The organism is Streptomyces sp. NPDC036984 (genome assembly GCF_055607665.1).
The window spans coordinates 69,118-83,737 of sequence record NZ_JBVJRL010000012.1; the positions used below are offsets into that span (position 1 = coordinate 69,118).

The 14,620-nt window shown below is 72.9% G+C and carries 14 protein-coding genes and 1 pseudogene; 6 read left to right on the forward strand and 9 right to left on the reverse strand.

Annotated elements, in window-relative coordinates:
* Positions 1-11: 11 nt before the first annotated feature.
* Positions 12-797, reverse strand: a complete 786-nt coding sequence (locus ACZ7DL_RS22235) for a class I SAM-dependent methyltransferase (RefSeq protein WP_470776232.1) — start codon at positions 795-797, stop codon at positions 12-14.
* Positions 798-802: 5 nt separating this feature from the next.
* On the reverse strand, positions 803-1,108 hold the full coding sequence (locus tag ACZ7DL_RS22240) for a 4a-hydroxytetrahydrobiopterin dehydratase (protein WP_470776234.1): 306 nt from the start codon (positions 1,106-1,108) through the stop codon (positions 803-805).
* A 170-nt stretch (positions 1,109-1,278) separates the two neighbouring features.
* Between ACZ7DL_RS22240 and ACZ7DL_RS22245 the strand changes: the two genes are divergently transcribed.
* From ACZ7DL_RS22245 to narJ, 3 genes are all read left to right on the forward strand, one after another.
* On the forward strand, positions 1,279-2,106 hold the full coding sequence (locus ACZ7DL_RS22245) for a helix-turn-helix domain-containing protein (RefSeq protein WP_470776236.1): 828 nt from the start codon (positions 1,279-1,281) through the stop codon (positions 2,104-2,106).
* A gap of 100 nt (positions 2,107-2,206) precedes the next feature.
* Positions 2,207-3,070, forward strand: a complete 864-nt coding sequence (locus tag ACZ7DL_RS22250; protein WP_470776238.1) for a helix-turn-helix domain-containing protein — start codon at positions 2,207-2,209, stop codon at positions 3,068-3,070.
* 216 nt (positions 3,071-3,286) lie between these two features.
* Positions 3,287-3,781 (forward strand): nitrate reductase molybdenum cofactor assembly chaperone, encoded by a 495-nt coding sequence (gene narJ, locus ACZ7DL_RS22255; RefSeq protein WP_470776240.1) that lies wholly within the window; start codon positions 3,287-3,289, stop codon positions 3,779-3,781.
* A 99-nt stretch (positions 3,782-3,880) separates the two neighbouring features.
* Here the strand turns inward: narJ and ACZ7DL_RS22260 are convergent, their stop codons facing one another.
* Complete coding sequence (locus ACZ7DL_RS22260; protein WP_470776241.1) at positions 3,881-5,182, reverse strand: cation:proton antiporter; 1,302 nt, start codon at positions 5,180-5,182, stop codon at positions 3,881-3,883.
* Between the two features lie 622 nt (positions 5,183-5,804).
* On the opposite strand from ACZ7DL_RS22260, the pseudogene ACZ7DL_RS22265 reads away from it, so the two are divergent.
* A pseudogene (locus ACZ7DL_RS22265) lies at positions 5,805-5,989 on the forward strand (transposase); the annotation flags it as partial.
* Between the two features lie 253 nt (positions 5,990-6,242).
* Here ACZ7DL_RS22265 and ACZ7DL_RS22270 read toward each other — a convergent pair.
* From ACZ7DL_RS22270 to ACZ7DL_RS22285, 4 genes are all read right to left on the reverse strand, one after another.
* Positions 6,243-6,668 carry an OsmC family protein gene (locus tag ACZ7DL_RS22270; RefSeq protein WP_470776243.1) on the reverse strand — a complete coding sequence of 142 codons (426 nt, stop codon included), beginning with the start codon at positions 6,666-6,668 and terminating at the stop codon, positions 6,243-6,245.
* A 125-nt stretch (positions 6,669-6,793) separates the two neighbouring features.
* Positions 6,794-7,801: an ATP-binding protein gene (locus ACZ7DL_RS22275; protein ID WP_470776526.1), complete on the reverse strand. Its 1,008-nt coding sequence runs from the start codon at positions 7,799-7,801 to the stop codon at positions 6,794-6,796.
* An 80-nt stretch (positions 7,802-7,881) separates the two neighbouring features.
* Entirely contained in the window at positions 7,882-10,077 is a 2,196-nt protein-coding gene (locus ACZ7DL_RS22280) for a phage holin family protein (protein WP_470776245.1), read from the reverse strand.
* Positions 10,078-10,215: 138 nt separating this feature from the next.
* Entirely contained in the window at positions 10,216-10,647 is a 432-nt protein-coding gene (locus ACZ7DL_RS22285; protein ID WP_470776247.1) for a hypothetical protein, read from the reverse strand.
* Between the two features lie 84 nt (positions 10,648-10,731).
* Here ACZ7DL_RS22285 and ACZ7DL_RS22290 point away from each other — a divergent pair, with 84 nt between their 5' ends.
* On the forward strand, positions 10,732-11,505 hold the full coding sequence (locus ACZ7DL_RS22290; protein WP_470776528.1) for an MBL fold metallo-hydrolase: 774 nt from the start codon (positions 10,732-10,734) through the stop codon (positions 11,503-11,505).
* Complete coding sequence (locus ACZ7DL_RS22295) at positions 11,502-12,122, forward strand: DedA family protein (protein ID WP_470776249.1); 621 nt, start codon at positions 11,502-11,504, stop codon at positions 12,120-12,122. Before ACZ7DL_RS22290 ends, ACZ7DL_RS22295 begins: the two co-directional genes overlap by 4 nt.
* Positions 12,123-12,216: 94 nt before the next feature.
* Here the strand turns inward: ACZ7DL_RS22295 and ACZ7DL_RS22300 are convergent, their stop codons facing one another.
* Both ACZ7DL_RS22300 and ACZ7DL_RS22305 read right to left on the reverse strand, forming a co-directional pair.
* Positions 12,217-13,284, reverse strand: coding sequence for an MBL fold metallo-hydrolase (locus tag ACZ7DL_RS22300; protein ID WP_470776251.1), 1,068 nt, complete (start codon positions 13,282-13,284; stop codon positions 12,217-12,219).
* The gene (locus ACZ7DL_RS22305) at positions 13,281-14,540 is read right to left on the reverse strand and encodes an aminotransferase class I/II-fold pyridoxal phosphate-dependent enzyme (protein ID WP_470776252.1); all 1,260 of its coding nucleotides are present in this window, start codon (positions 14,538-14,540) and stop codon (positions 13,281-13,283) included. Before ACZ7DL_RS22305 ends, ACZ7DL_RS22300 begins: the two co-directional genes overlap by 4 nt.
* Positions 14,541-14,620: the final 80 nt, after the last annotated feature.

A 14,620-nucleotide genomic window follows, 5' to 3' on the forward strand; every position in this document is an offset into this window, starting at 1 on the left:
AAGGTCCTCCGTCAGTCGCCGCCGTTCGCCCGGGAGTTGCCGGCAAGTTCGCCGGCCGCCGGTTTCCGGAAGGCCCGGACGCTGAAGTGCGGGTCGGGGCGCGGGCGGTCCTGGTCCGGGAGCCCGGCCAGGCGCGCGGCGAACTCCTCGGTGCGCGGCTCGCCCGGCGGCAGCACGGTGAACCAGCCGCGGGCCAGGTCGGCGATGGTGCCGCGCGGGCTGCGGCCCTGTCCGGTACCGCGGAAGGAGCCGTGGCCGGCCGGCCGGAGTCCGTGCCCGGCGGCCAGGGCGGTCACGGTCCCGGCGGCGTCGGCGGCACGGCGGCGCGGGCGGGTGGCGAGAACGGCGTCGATGTCGCTGCCGACGTCGTGCGCGGCGGCCTTGTCGACGGTGGTGACGTACACCCCGCCGGGCCGCAGCACACGGGCGCACTCGGCGACGACGGCGCGCACGTCCTCCGGGTCGTCCAGCAGGTGCAGCAGCCAGACGGTGGTGACCGCGTCGAACGTGCCGTCGCGGAACGGCAGTCGGCGGCTGTCGGCCCGGACGATCGCGCCGGGCAGCCGAGCCGAGGCCATGCGGACCATGGCCGGCGTGAGGTCCGTACCGGTCACCCGCAGCCCGGGACGGGCGGCGGCGAGCCGCCGGGTGACGATCCCGGTGCCGCAGGCGCCGTCGAGCAGGCGGCCCGGCCCCGGGGGTATCAGGCCGAGGACGGCCTGCGCGGCCGCTTCGGCGCGGGCCTCGCCGCCGCGGGAGAGGTCGTATTCACCGGCTTCTTTCTCGTAGTCGAGCACGTCGCTCAGTGTGCCCCGTGACCTGGTGCGATGTCCTCCACCCTGCGGGCGAGGGAGAAGTCCTTCCCGGTGACGGCACCGCCTGCGCTGTGGGTGTTCACGCTGAGGGAGACGGTGTTGTAGCCGAGGGTGAGGTCGGAGTGGTGGTCCAGCTCGTCCTGGATGCCGGCGATGTGCACGACCAGCGCCGCCGCCGCGAAGTGCGAGCCGAGCCGGTAGGAGCGGGTGAGGCGGTCGCCGTCCACCGACCAGCCGGGCAGCTCGGCCAGCCGGTCCTCGATCTCCTTCTGCGACAGCGGTTCGACGGCCATGGCCGGACTCCCTCCGTGACGGTACGGTGCATGTCCCCCTGCGGGCTTGTACCCGCTACGGGTTCAGCCTGCCACGCCGGTGGCGCGGGCGGTGCGCCGACGCGTCCCGGGCACCCCTGGCCGGACCACCGGCTCCTTCCGGCGCGCCGTCCTCGACTAGGGTCGGCGGTATGACGATCGTCGCGTCCGGTCCGACCGCGTCCGCCGCCGTCACCGGCAAGGGCGTCGGCCCGCTGCTGCGCGCCTGGCGGGAGCGGCGCCGGATCTCCCAGCTGGAGCTGGCGCTGCGCGCCGACTCCTCCGCGCGGCACATCAGCTTCATCGAGACCGGGCGGTCCCGGCCGAGCGAGGAGATGGTGCTGCGGCTGGCCGAGCGGCTGGACGTGCCGGTGCGGGAACGCAACGCCCTGCTGCTCGCGGCCGGTTACGCTCCGTGCTATCCGGAGACGCCGCTGGACGATCCGGCGCTGGACGCGCTGCGCGACGGCCTGGAGCGCCTCATCCGGGGCTACGAGCCCTACCCGGCGCTGGTGGTCGACGCCGGGTACACGGTTGTCGCCGCGAACCGGGGTATCGCCATGCTGCTGGAGGGCGTGCCGGAGAAGCTGCTGCGCCCGGCGCCGAACGCGATGCGGCTGACCCTGCACCCGGAGGGCCTGGCGCCGCGCATCCGCAATCTGCCGCAGTGGCGCGGGCATCTGCTGGCCCAGATGGAGCGGGAGATCGCCCTGCACCGCTCGGACCGGCTCCGCGCGCTGTACGAGGAGGTGGCGGCCTACCCGGTGCCCGAGGAGCCAGCCGGTGCCGAACCGGCCGAGCCCGTGCCGTACTTCGCGCTGCCGATGCGCATCGAGCACGCCGGCCGGACCCTGTCGTTCGTGTCCTCGATCTCCACGTTCAACACCCCGATGGACGTCACGGTCGCGGAGCTCGCCATCGAGACGTTCCTGCCGGCGGACCCGGCGACCGCCACGTACCTGCACGCCCTGGCCGGTTGATCGACTTCTTGGGCATCTCGTTGCCTCGGGCACGTGTGCGAGACGGCAACACGTGACAGACTGCTGCCCGCGTACGTCGGCGCACAGGGGAGGGCGTGGCGTGAGTGAGCGGCGGGCTGCGCCGACCGTGGGTCAGGTGGTGCTCGGCAAGCGGTTGCAGGAGCTGCGGGAGGCGTCCGGGCTGAGCCGCGAGGAGGCCGCCCGGGTGCTGCGCGTGGCGTCGGCGACCGTACGGCGGATGGAGATGGCCGAGGTCGCGCTGAAGATCCCCTACGTGCAGGTGCTGCTGACCACCTACGGGGTGGCCGAGGAGGAGGCCGACGCGTTCGTCCGGCTCGCCGAGGAGGCGAACCAGCCGGGCTGGTGGCAGCGCTTCCACGACGTGCTGCCGGACTGGTTCAGCCTGTACGTCAGTCTGGAGGGCGCCGCCCGGATCATCCGCTCCTACGAACCGCACTTCATACCCGGCCTGCTCCAGACCGAGGACTACGCACGGGCGGTGATGGAGGCCGGGACGATCGGGCAGACCTCGCCCGAGTCTATCGAGCGGCATGTGTCGCTGCGCATGGAACGGCAGCGGCTGCTGGAGCGGGACGACCCGCCCCACCTGTGGGTGATCATGGACGAGACGGTGCTCAGGCGCCCGGTGAGCATGCGGCCCGAGGTGCTGCGGCATCAGCTGGACCGGCTGCTGGTGTACGCCGAGCGGGACCGGGTCACCCTCCAGGTCGCCGAGTTCGCCGCGGGCCCGCATCCGGGGACGTACGCGCCGTTCACGCTGTTCCGGTTCGCCGAGCCGGAGCTGCCGGACATGGTGTTCACCGAGTATCTGACCGGCGCCCTCTACCTGGACTCGCGCCGGGAGGTGGCCGCGCATCTGGAGGTCCTGGACCACATGACGGCCCGGGCCGCGTCCGCCCGGCGCACGCTGGAACTGCTGCGGGAGCACCGCGAGGGGCTCTGAGCCCGGGTGACCCGTACGGGTCTGCGAACAGGTGCGTTTTCCGGGCCGCCCCTAGGTTCTGAGTACGGGGTGAAACCCAGGGAGCGCACGTGAGCGACACGCGGATACCGCCCGGGGAGCCCGGCGCGGCCCTGCTGCCCGCCGCACGCTTCTTCCGGTGGAGAACTTCCACCTGCTGCGCAGGCGGCAGACGTCCGACGACGCGAAGGAGGCCTGATGCCCTCGGACGCGGTGCTCTACCAGGCGGCGGCCCTCTGCCTGACCTACCCGGACGACGACCTCATCGCCCGGCTGCCGCTGCTGCGCGAGGCCGCCCCGCAGCTGCGGGCGTTCACCGACCACGCGGCCCTCACCCCACAACCGGAACTGGCCGCCCACTACGTGCGGGTCTTCGACTTCAGGAACCGGCACAGCCTCTACCTGAGCTGTTGGCACGACGGAGACACCCGGCGGCGCGGAATGTCCCTGGTCCGCTTCAAGGACCTCTACCGCCGGCACGGCCTGGAGTTCAGCGGCGAGGAGCTGCCGGACTTCCTCCCGGCGGTGCTGGAGTTCACCGCCCGGACCGGCGACACCGGCCTGCTCACCGAGTACCGCGACGGCCTGGAGCAGCTGCGGACGCGGCTGACCGGCTTCGGCACACCGTACGCCAGTGTCCTGGACGCGGTGTGCGCCACCCTCCCGGCCGTCTGCACCGACGTGCGCTCATGACCACACTCCTGTAGGGGCGCCTGCCCCGCATCGCCTTCGCGGCTGTCCCGGTTCTCAGCGGAGCCGGGACAGCCGGGTCACGGTACTACCGGCTTGGCTTCAGGTTGTGGAGCCTGTTGCTTGGCCGTGCTTGCCGGTGGCCCCGGCGACGTCGGCGGTGGGTGCGGTGTCGAGATCGGGGTCGATGAGGTCGTTCGAGGTCGGCCGGCCCAGAAGCCAGGTCAGCAGCGGACCCGCCATCGCGGTGGTCACCACAGCCATGACAACCATGAGCGAGTAGAGCTTCTGCTGGAGGAAGCCCATCTGCAGACCGACGTTCAGGACGATCAGTTCGGTGAGGCCACGTGTGTTCATCAATGTGGCCAGCGCGGCGGACTGCCGCAGCGGCATACGGTTCAGGCGGGCGGCAGCGAACGCGCCGATGAACTTTCCGCCCACGGCCACCAGCAGGATCAGCCCCAGGTCACCGAGCCCACCCGCATCGAGCCCGGACAGGTCGACCCGGAGGCCGGCAACCAGGAAGAACACCGGCAGAAGCAGGGTGCTGCTCATCTGGCCCAGACGTTCGTGCACGTCATGGCGGAGCCGCTCGGTACCGGAGCGCGGAAGGATGGCACCGAAGAGGAACGCACCGAAGATGTAGTGCAGGCCGACCCACTCGGTGGCGGCAGCCGACAGCAGCAGGCCGGCGAGGATGAACGCGAAGACCGTCGGGTTGAGCCTCAGCGACGCCTGACGGTCCGCCCACCGGCGCAGGAGCGGGCGCAGCACGAACAGCATGCCGAGCAGGTAGGGAATGGCGAGGAGGATGCGCCACTGGTCGGGGCCTGCTGATCCGCTGATGGCGACGACGGCGGCGAGCAGTGACCAGGCTAGGACATCGTCGATCGAGGCACAGGCAAGCGCCACCACACCCAGGGGTGTGCGGGTCATCCCGCGGTCGGTGAGGATGCGGGCCAGCACGGGGAACGCGGTGATCGACATGGCGATGCCGATGAACAGCATGAAGGCTGTCTTGTCACCGCTGCCGTGATTGTCCATCAGGTAGAGGCCCAGAGCCGTGCCGAGTCCGAACGGCAGGATGATGGAGCTGATGGAGACGGCGGGGGCGATGGCCCCGCTGCCCCGGATCAGTGCCACGTCCCACTCGAGTCCGACGATGAACATGAAGACTGCGACGCCGACCGCGGCGAGGGCACCGAGCAGTGGCCTTGTGGTGTCGGGAAAGAGTGCGTCCGATATGGCCCCGTGGAAAAGGGTCGGTCCCAACGCGATGCCGGCGAGGACCTCGCCAATCACTGCGGGCTGGCCCAGGCGGCGTGCCAGTGCGCCGAGCACGCGCGCCAGGAGCACCATGATGGCGAGGCCGACGAGAAGTGATGTGGTCTGTTGCGTGGTCATGTGTCCGAATCCGTCCTTGGCAGTCCCGTCCACGTCCTCGTCTGGGAGTGGGGACGGGCAGGATGGTCAGGTGAACGGTGTGGAAGGCGGGGCAGGCGGGGCTTTTGGGCGGCGTTCGGGCGCAGGGGAACGAAGCGTCGGAATGGCGGTGTACACACGGAGAGGCCGCGGGCGAGGGCATTCAGGACTCTCCGAGTCGTTCCGGAGACGCTGCTGCCGACTGGGCCCCGGCGCGGCACGGCGCTGATGTCACGTCCAGGACGTGACTACACACTCACTGCTTTGCGCCTCTCAGGACATACCGGTATACACAAAGCAAAATTGGCTCCCTCCCCCCGGAGAACCGAGCGCTCCTGACCCAACCTGCGCCACAGAGCGCTCATCGTAGGAGCGACCCCGGCGCGGCCGGGGATGTACCGACTGAATGTCCGGAACTAGGCCCTGGCTGGCCGGACAGGCCCCGTTGACATCTGCGGGCCATCACCTTTCGGCCGTCAGTCGGGTCCGGCATCGTAAACGGCTCCCGACCCGGCGCCGTCACGCTGTACGAGGGCTTGGCAGGTTCGTTTGGATCAGTCGGTCGTCAGTCCGGGTGTGCCGCGAACAGATGCGCAGTGGGCGCGGATCGAGCCGTTGGGGGCTGGCCCGGCAGTACTGCGGAGCGTTGGGCAAGCGGGCGAACTGCCACGTCGCGGTCAGCGTCCACGCGGCCACCGACACCGCATCGTGCCCGCTGGAGTGGGAGCTGTTCCTGTTGCCGGCCGCGCCAGGTGCGGACTTCCAAGTGGTGCAGGCCACGGCGAAAAAGCACACATGCCCGCCTGACCCTCTACCAGGTCCTGGACGTCATCCAGGACCTGCTGAGGTGCTGGACCGGCGCATGCGCCACCTGCGGCCGCCCTCTCAGCGCAAGGAGAACCACGGCTGGAACCCGACGAAGCACTACTAGGGGCGCCGCGTCGGCACGGTGCTGATCGCGTTCGTTCCGTACAGGCTGAGGCGTCCCGGCATGCCGGTGCCGCGCCCCGGGGCGGGGCGCGGCATCCGGTGCCGTCCGGCGTCAGGCCAGCTCGGCCGTCAGGGTGATCGTCGTACCGGTCAGGGCCTGGCTGACCGGGCAGTTCTTCTTGGCGTCCTCGGCGGCCGAGGCGAAGCCCTCCGCGTCCAGGCCGGGCACCGCGCCACGCACGGTGAGGTGGATGCCGGTGATGCCCTCGCCGGGCTGGAAGGTGACGTCGGCCTTGGTCTCCAGCCGGGTGGGCGGGGTGCCGGCGCCGGTCAGGCCGTGCGAGAGCGCCATGGAGAAGCAGCTGGAGTGGGCGGCGGCGATCAGCTCCTCGGGGCTGGTCTTGCCGTTCGCCTGCTCGGCGCGCGACGGCCACGACACCGGCTGCGAGCCGATGCCGGAGGAGTCGAAGGTGACGACGCCGCTGCCCGAGAGCAGTTCGCCTTCCCAGACGGTGTGTGCGGTGCGCGTGGTGGCCACGATGCTTCCTTTCGCGAGTGTCGCGGTTCCGGGGTTCCCGGATCTCCTATCCGATCACATTCGGGCTCATCGCACTCTGAAGACCGGCCCACGCGGCGTGAACGGCAGGTGACTTCCCTGCGGAATCAGATAGGCGCGTTCCCGGCGCACCCGCAGCGCATCGCACCAGCCGTCGGTGATGACCAGCACCGGCGCGGCGGGCGGGAAGTCCTCGGCCCGGTGCAGCAGGTCGATGCCGGGCTGGAGGACCGTACCGCCGCGTCCGTGCACCCGGGCAGTTCCTTCACCAGCCGGCCGCGGAAGGACTCGGCGAGGTGGTACAGCAGGTCGCGGCCCTGGAAGCGGTGCGGCCAGCGGGCGTCGCCGTTGAGGATGGCCTCGATCCCGTACCGGCTGCGCACGACCTTGACGTAGCCGCAGAAGGCGGTCGCGTGCGCGGGGGTGAGCGTGCCGTGCGCGAGGACGGTCAGGGTCGGCTCGTCCAGGTCGGGGCCGAAGGAGTGCAGGGCGTCGGAGAGCATGTGCCAGGAGCGGGGCGTGGAGAACGGCTCCTCGGTCTTGGGCGGCTTGGACCACAGGTGGTCCGGCCGGTCGGTGAGGTGGTCCACGATCCACGGGTGGATGCCGTTGCCGGCGGCCCAGGCCAGCCAGTCCGCGGCGGAGACCTCCAGGTGGACGTGGGCGAGCCGGTTGACCAGGGCGGAGGCGAGCGGCCGGGCCAGGGCGTTGTCGGTGGCACGGTTCCCGGCGCCGATGACGATGGACCCCGCGGGCAGCTCGTAACTGCCGATGCGGCGGTCCAGGATCAGGGAGTAGAACGCCTTCTGCACATCCGGGGTGGCCGCGTTCAGCTCGTCCAGGAACAGGCAGTACGGCTCGTCCCGGGCGATCGCCTCCGGCGGGCAGAACACGGAGCGTCCGTCGCGGATCTGCGGCACGCCGATCAGGTCCTCGGAGGCCGGCTGGGTGCCGAGCAGGCTCACGCACTCCAGACCGAGCGAGGCGGCGAACTCCCGCACCAGCGAGGACTTTCCGATCCCGGGAGCGCCCCAGAGGTAGACGGGCCGGACGGTGGCGAGTCCGAGGAGGAGGTCGGGGACGCGGGCGGGGGTGACGGTGACGGCAGCCTGCAAGGCGGGCATTCCTCAGTGGTGTTCGAGCGACGTACGACTCGAACAGTGTGGGAGGTGCGCCGTGCGGGCGCAGCCGGTTTTCAGGCCGCCCGCTCCTCCTCGGCGGTGGCCACGGGGATCTGTGGGCCGTTCAGTTCGCGCAGCCAGCGGCGCAGTACGCGGTGGATGTGCTCGGCGCCGGCGAGTTCTTCCCCGTCGGCGACCGGCGCGGACAGCTCCCGCGGGGAGAGCAGGAACGGGTGGGACTGGGCGCCGCCGAGCCCGCCGTGGGAGCCGATCTGCTCCTCGAAGGCGAGGACTTCGCCGTCGGCGGCGTCGAGGGCGGAGTTCACCATGATGTCGGCGGTGTGCGGGAAGGAGTGGGTGCGGCGCACGGCGTCGGCGGCGCCGGGGCCGAAGCGGGCCAGCGGGCCGGCTTCGTCGTCCAGCTCGGCCAGCGGGATCTCGGCGCCGTGGGCGCCCAGCACCACGCCGTCGTGCTCCGCGCTGCGCACCAGCAGAAAGCCGATGCCGGGGTGGTTGGCGAGGGTGGTGAGCAGGGCGGGGTGGCGGGCGTCGATCTCCTCCTTGGTCATGCGGTGCGGGACGTCGGGGAAGGAGACCAGGCCCAGGTTGCCGGAGGCCAGCACGATCGGTTCCCGGCCGCGGGCAGGGCGGTGGTGCTCGCCCTCCTCCTCCACCGGCCGGTGCAGGGCGGCGCGGACGGCGGCGCGGGCTTCCGCGCCGCTACGCGTGTGGCCGGCGCGGCGCGGGACGGGCAGTCCGCAGCCGGCCCGGACGAGGTCGCCGAGGGTGAGGCCGTAGCGGGTGCGGAAGGTTTCGCCGGGGCTCTGTCCGTGGTCGGAGAGGACGACGATCCGGTAGGGGCGGGGGGCGTGTTCGGCGACCCGTTCGAGGAGGGCGAGGGACCGGTCGAGGCGCTGGAGGACCTTCTCGGCGTCGCGGCTGCACGGGCCGGAGTGGTGGGCGACCTCGTCGTAGGCGACGAGGTCGGCGTATACGACGGTGCGGCCGGCGAGCATGTCGCCCATGACCGCGGCGACGACGACGTCCCGTTCCACGACGGTGGCGAAGGCCCGGACGAAGGGGTAGAGGCCGCCTCGGCTCACGCGCGGTCGCTGCCCCCGGACGCGGGCGCGGGTGGACTGGCCGATCTCGCGGGCCACCTCGGCGACGAAGGACAGGGCGGTGCGGACGGCGCCAGCGGGGTCGGAGAAGTAGGCGAAGTAGCCGGCGCGGGACCGGTTCGCCCGGCCGCGGCGGCGGGTGGCGATGGACAGCACGAGGGCCTGTTCGCCGGCGCCGCCGCTGAAGAGGTTGCCGCGGCTGGCGCCGTCCACGGCGAGCAGTCCGCCGTCGCCGGTGCGCAGGGCGGCCCGGCGCTGGAGCTCGGCGGCGCTCGTCGGCCGGTTGCACACCATCACCTCGCCCCGGTCCTTCTCGTACCAGCGGAAGGCCGGCACGTCGAAGGTGCTGCCGTGCAGGATGCCGAGCTGACTGGCGCCGGTCTGGCTGGACCAGTCGGTGCGCCAGGGGGTGAGACGGTGGGTGGGCCGGTGGGCGAGCCGGTGAGGGGACCGGTGGGCGGGCCGGCCGCGGTCGCCCGCCGCGTCCATGCCGTGGTCCGCCGGCCCTGGGCCGTCGCCCGTCGGCTGTACGGCGCCGCCGACCGGTTGTGTGCCGTCGCCGGTGGACAGCCAGCGGGCGACCGTCGGCATCAGGCCCTTGCGGACCGCGTCCGTGAGGACGTCGTGGCCGACGCCGTCGAGCTGGACACAGACCAGTCCGGGGGCGCTGGGGCAGGGCGGCTGGGCGCGGCGGTTGCGGGTGGCGAGGCGGTGCAGGCGGCGCCGGTAGGTCTCGTCGTCGCGGACGGCGAGGGCCGCGCCGGTGGCGGAGGCGACGGCGGACATCACGGCGGCCACGATGACCGCGGTCTCCGGGGCGGCCTCGCCGCGGCCGGAGGGGTTGATGCGCAGGGCGAGCAGCAGCAGGGAACCGTTGAGGAAGAAGACCAGCAGGCCGAGGACGAAGGCGGGCACGAGCAGTAGCAGACGGACCAGGAGCGGCCAGACCACGGCCGAGAGGATGCCGAAGGCACCGGCCCCCGAGGCGGCGGTGACGGCGATGCGGGTGGCGCTGTCGCCGTCGGCGGACTGGAGCTGGAAGTCGGGCAGCAGCCCGGCGAGGACCAGCATGGTGAGCGTGGAGACCGCCCACACGGAGACGCTCCGACCGATCTGACTGGCGATCCGCCGCCACCGTACGCCTCGCACGCCCCGTACACCTCACGTCCCGGCCCTCTCCCGCCGTGCCGGCGGTAAGAAGCCCATGCCGCTTCGCCCGACCGCCCGGGCCGGGCCGGGCTCCACCTTGTCACACCGGGACATGCCCGCTCGGGCGGGCCGGTGGCGTCAGCGGCCGTCGTACCCCGCCGTCGGCATCGACAGCCTCCGGTGCACCCGTGCCTTCATCTGCGCGTCGTACGACGGCTCGGCCCGCCCAACCGTCTCGACCCGCACCCCCCGGCGCGCGCACTCGGCGGTGAACTCCTCCACCGACGACAGGGCCCGGCGCAGCACCCGGAGGCTGGGCGCGACGAACACGTCCACCCCGGGCCGGACGCCGTCCCACAGTGCGCAATGGTCGAAACGCAGTCCGCCGACGAGGAGTTCCCGCGCGATCACATAACCGCGCTCGGCGGCCCAGCGGGCGCACATCGCGTGCTGGCTGCGCGAGTCAACGAGGAAGGGGTCGGCCTCCAGCTCCTCCAGAGGTGTCAGGCTGGCGATGGCGGTGACTCGCACCGTCGTGAGCGCGCCGACGGCACCCCGCAGCTGTCCCATGGCGTCCCCCTCACCTCCGGGTTTCGCCGCCGACCCTACTCCTGCCCGTAGGCTTCGGGGAGTCGCGTGAAGGAGGCGAAGAAGGTGCCCGTGGAGATCACCTGGTGGGGGCACGCCACCTGCACGGTGGAGGATGCGAACATCCGGGTGCTCACCGATCCCCTGTTCGCCCGCCGGCTGGCGCATCTGCGCCGCCGCCGGGGCGCCGTGCCGCCCGCCGAGGCCCGCCGCGCCGATGTGGCGCTCGTCTCCCATCTGCACGCCGACCACCTGCATCTGCCCTCCCTGGCCTGTCTCGACCCGGGCACGCGCCTGCTCGTGCCCCGGGGCGCACGACGCGCCGTGCCCGGCTTGCGCCGGCTGCGACAGCTGCGGATCACCGAGGTGGTCCCCGGGGACGAGGTGCGGATCGGTGCCGTACGGATCCGGGTGGTTCCGGCGCAACACGACGGGCGGCGGCTGCCGGTGGGACCGCAGCGCTCCCCCGCGCTGGGATACGTCGTGGAGGGCGAGGCGCGGACCTACTTCGCCGGGGACACCGGGCTGTTCGACGCGATGGCCGAGCGGGTCGGTCCGGTGGACGTCGCGCTGCTGCCGGTGGGCGGCTGGGGGCCGTATCTCGGGGAGGGGCATCTGGACGCGGGGCGGGCGGCGCGGGCGCTGGCCCGGCTGGCTCCGCGGGCCGCGGTGCCGGTGCACTACGGCACGTACTGGCCGATCGGCATGGACGCGGTGCGCCCGCACGAGTTCCACGCGCCGGGTGACGAGTTCGTGCGGCTGGCGGCGGCGGCCGCTCCTCGGGTGGCGGTGCACAAGCTGGGGCACGGGGAGAGTGTGCGGCTGGAGGTCGCCCGGTGACGTGGCTCGCCGAGGCGTCGACAAGCGTGACGCCCGAGTCCACGCAGCAGGCGGCGGGCTATCCGTCGCTGTTCCTGCTGGTGCTGATCGGGGCGCTGGTGCCGGTGGTGCCGACCGGGGCGCTGGTGAGTTCGGCGGCGGTGGTGGCGTTTCATCAGACGGTCCCGCTCGCCCTGGGGTTGGTGTTCGTGACGGCCTCCCTGGCGGCGTTCCTCGGGGACATCGCCCTGTACTGGCTGGGGCGGCGCGGGATACGGTCGGCGAACGGGTCCCGGTGGCTGGAGGCGATCCGGTCGCGGGCGCCTGAGGAGCGGCTCGCGCAGGCGCGGGGGAAGTTGGCCGAGCACGGGGTCGCGGTGCTGGTGCTGTCCCGGTTGGTGCCTGCCGGTCGTCTGCCGGTGATGCTGGCCTGTCTGATGGCGGAGTGGCCGCTGAGGCGGTTCGCGCGGGGGAACGCGCCCGCGTGTCTTGCCTGGGCGGCCACCTATCAAGTGATCGGTGTGGTGGGAGGTTCGTTGTTCGCGGAGCCGTGGGAGGGGGTTGTGCTGGCGGTGGTGCTGACCGTCGTCATCAGCGTGGCGCCCGGTGTGTGGCGGCGGGTTCGAGCTGCCGACTGAGGTCGCGTTGCGGAGTGCGGCTGCGTGCCGGCCGGTCTCGCCCACGCGGCGCAGCCGCATGTCGACGCGGGCCGGCGCTCCTTCGGGGCGTGCCTCACTCCAGGACTCTTGACGCGCCCACCGGCATATCCCACAGGTCCTCGCGCTCCAGGCCGGCCTTCTCCCAGGCCGCCCGCGCTCGCGTGAGCGGTTCCAGGACCGGCTCCGCCGACAGGATGAACGTGCCCCAGTGCATGGGCGCCATGCGACGGGCACCGAGGTCCAGGGTGGCCCGGACCGCCTCCTCGGGGTCGCAGTGGACGTCGCTGAGCCACCAGCGGGGGTCGTAGGCGCCGATGGGCACCAGGGCGAGGTCGATACCGGGGTAGCGGCGGCCGATGCGGGAGAACCAGTGGCCGTAGCCGGTGTCACCGGCGAAGTAGAGACGCCTGCCGTCGGGTGCGGTGAGGACCCAGCCGCCCCAGAGGCTGTGGCAGGTGTCGGTCATGGTGCGCTTGGACCAGTGGTGGGCGGGGACGAAGTCGAAGCGGACTCCGGACAGTTCGGCCCCCTCCCACCAGTCCAGCTCGGTGACGCAGCCGAACCGGCGGCGGCGGAACCAGCGGCCGAGTCCGGCGGGGGCGAACACCGGTGTGTCGCGCGGGAGCCGGCGCAGGGTGGGGGCGTCCAGGTGGTCGTAGTGGTTGTGGCTGATGACGACCGCGTCGACGCGGGGCAGGGACTCCCAGGGCACACCCACCGGGGTGATGCGGGCCGGGGTGCCGAGGATGCGCTGGGACCAGACGGGGTCGGTGAGGACGGTGAGTCCGCCGATGCGGACGATCCAGCTGGCGTGTCCCGCCCAGGTGACGGCGAGGGTGCGGGTGCCGACGCGGGGCAGCGGGGCCGGTGCGTACGGCAGGCGGGGGACGTCGGCGAGGCCGTCGGGGCCGGGGCGCACGGCGCCCTCGCGGGCGAAGCGGGCGAGGGCCTTCAGGCCGGGCAGCGGAGCGGTGAGCCGGTCGTGGAAGGTCCGTGGCCACACTCGGTGTTCGCCCAGGGGGCGGGGCTCGGCCAGTGGGGGGAAAGGGGGCGCGAGGGGGGCCGGCGTGCCGGGTTCGCCGACTGTCGGGGCCGTCGTGGTCGTCGTGGCCGGGCCGGGCTCATGCGTCTGCTGCGTCATCGAGGAGGCTCCCATCGCTGAGCGTCGTCGCGGAGATCGTCGAAGGCCGACCTCAAGGAGATCAACGCGCGTTGCACGTGTGGCAGTTCCAACGGTGCGGGTGACGTGAGGCATTCCGTGCGTTCCTCGTCCGTGCCGCCCAGCAGCGGCCCGGTGGCGAGCCGTACGCGCAGCGCCCCCAGGTCGTCGCCGAAGCGGTGGCCCCCCGGCGCGGGCATGCCGAGCCGGGCGGTGAGGAGGTCCTCCAGTTCCTGGGCGTCGCCGACGCCCTGGGCGGCGAGCGGTTCGCGCAGCGGCGCGAAGTCTGCGTACAGGTGGCGACCGGCCTGCGGCGGCCGGGCGAAGGCTCCGGCGGCGACGACCGCGGTGTGCACGGCGGCGGCCACGCGCGCGTGCAGCCGTACGGTGGCCTCGCGGCGCTCGGTGACGGGCGGGGGTTCGTCGAGGGCGTAGCCGGCGGCCGCGGCGACCGGTGCGGCGATGCGGGCCCCGAGGGCGGTGAGAATGTCGAGCACGCGCGCGTGGAGGTGCCGTCCGCTGTCGGTGGCCGGGAAGCGGGCGACGGCGGCGGGCCAGCCCGAGGGCAGCAGGGCGCCGGCCAGGTCGGTCACGACGGTGACCTGGTCGGGCCACATCTCGGCGGGGCTGAGCAGCACGGTCTCGCGCGGGGCGTGCAGGGTGTCGCGCCAGGTCTCGTCACTGACCAGGTGCAGGCCCTCGGCGGTGGCGGCCTCGACGGTCTCGTGCAGCAGTTCCGGCGGGGCGACGGTGGCGGTGGGGTCGTCGGCGACGGACAGCACCAGCAGCCGAGGGTCGCCGCCCTCGGCGCGGACCCGGCGGACGGTCTCCAGCAGGGCGTACGGGTCCGGGACGCCGCCGCTCTCGGCGGGGGTCGGCACATGGTAGGCGGGTCGGCCGAGAATCCGGGCGTACGGTGCCCACCAGGCCGCGCAGGGGCGGGGTACGAGGATGTCGGCGCCGTCGCCCGCGAGCGCGGCGGTCAGGGCGAGCAGCAGGGCGGGGGCGCCGGGTCCGGCGGCCACCCGGTCCGGGGCGCAGGGCAGTCCGCGCCGGGTCCAGTAGCCGCAGGCGGCCTCCAGCAGGGCGGGGGGACCGCCGACGGGCGGGGCGTCGGCGCGGCCCGCGGCGGCGGCCAGGACGGCGGAGAGTTCGGGGAGCACGGGCAGGCCGTCGCCGGGAAGGGGTGGGCCGTAGCGGACCGGGCCGTGGCCCTCGCCGGGGTCCGTCCGCCGCATGTCCGCCTCCGCGCAGTCCGTGGTGCCGTCGTGCCGCCCTGTCCGGACGGTGGCGTCCGAGCGGGATCGCTGTGCTGTCC

Coding starts and splice junctions, on each gene's coding strand:
- ACZ7DL_RS22305 (WP_470776252.1), bottom strand. CDS start 14,540: ATGCGGCGGACGGACCCCGGCGAGGGCCACGGCCCGGTCCGCTACGGC.
- ACZ7DL_RS22245 (WP_470776236.1), top strand. CDS start 1,279: ATGACGATCGTCGCGTCCGGTCCGACCGCGTCCGCCGCCGTCACCGGC.
- ACZ7DL_RS22300 (WP_470776251.1), bottom strand. CDS start 13,284: ATGACGCAGCAGACGCATGAGCCCGGCCCGGCCACGACGACCACGACG.
- ACZ7DL_RS22285 (WP_470776247.1), bottom strand. CDS start 10,647: ATGGGACAGCTGCGGGGTGCCGTCGGCGCGCTCACGACGGTGCGAGTC.
- ACZ7DL_RS22260 (WP_470776241.1), bottom strand. CDS start 5,182: ATGACCACGCAACAGACCACATCACTTCTCGTCGGCCTCGCCATCATG.
- ACZ7DL_RS22240 (WP_470776234.1), bottom strand. CDS start 1,108: ATGGCCGTCGAACCGCTGTCGCAGAAGGAGATCGAGGACCGGCTGGCC.
- narJ (WP_470776240.1), top strand. CDS start 3,287: ATGCCCTCGGACGCGGTGCTCTACCAGGCGGCGGCCCTCTGCCTGACC.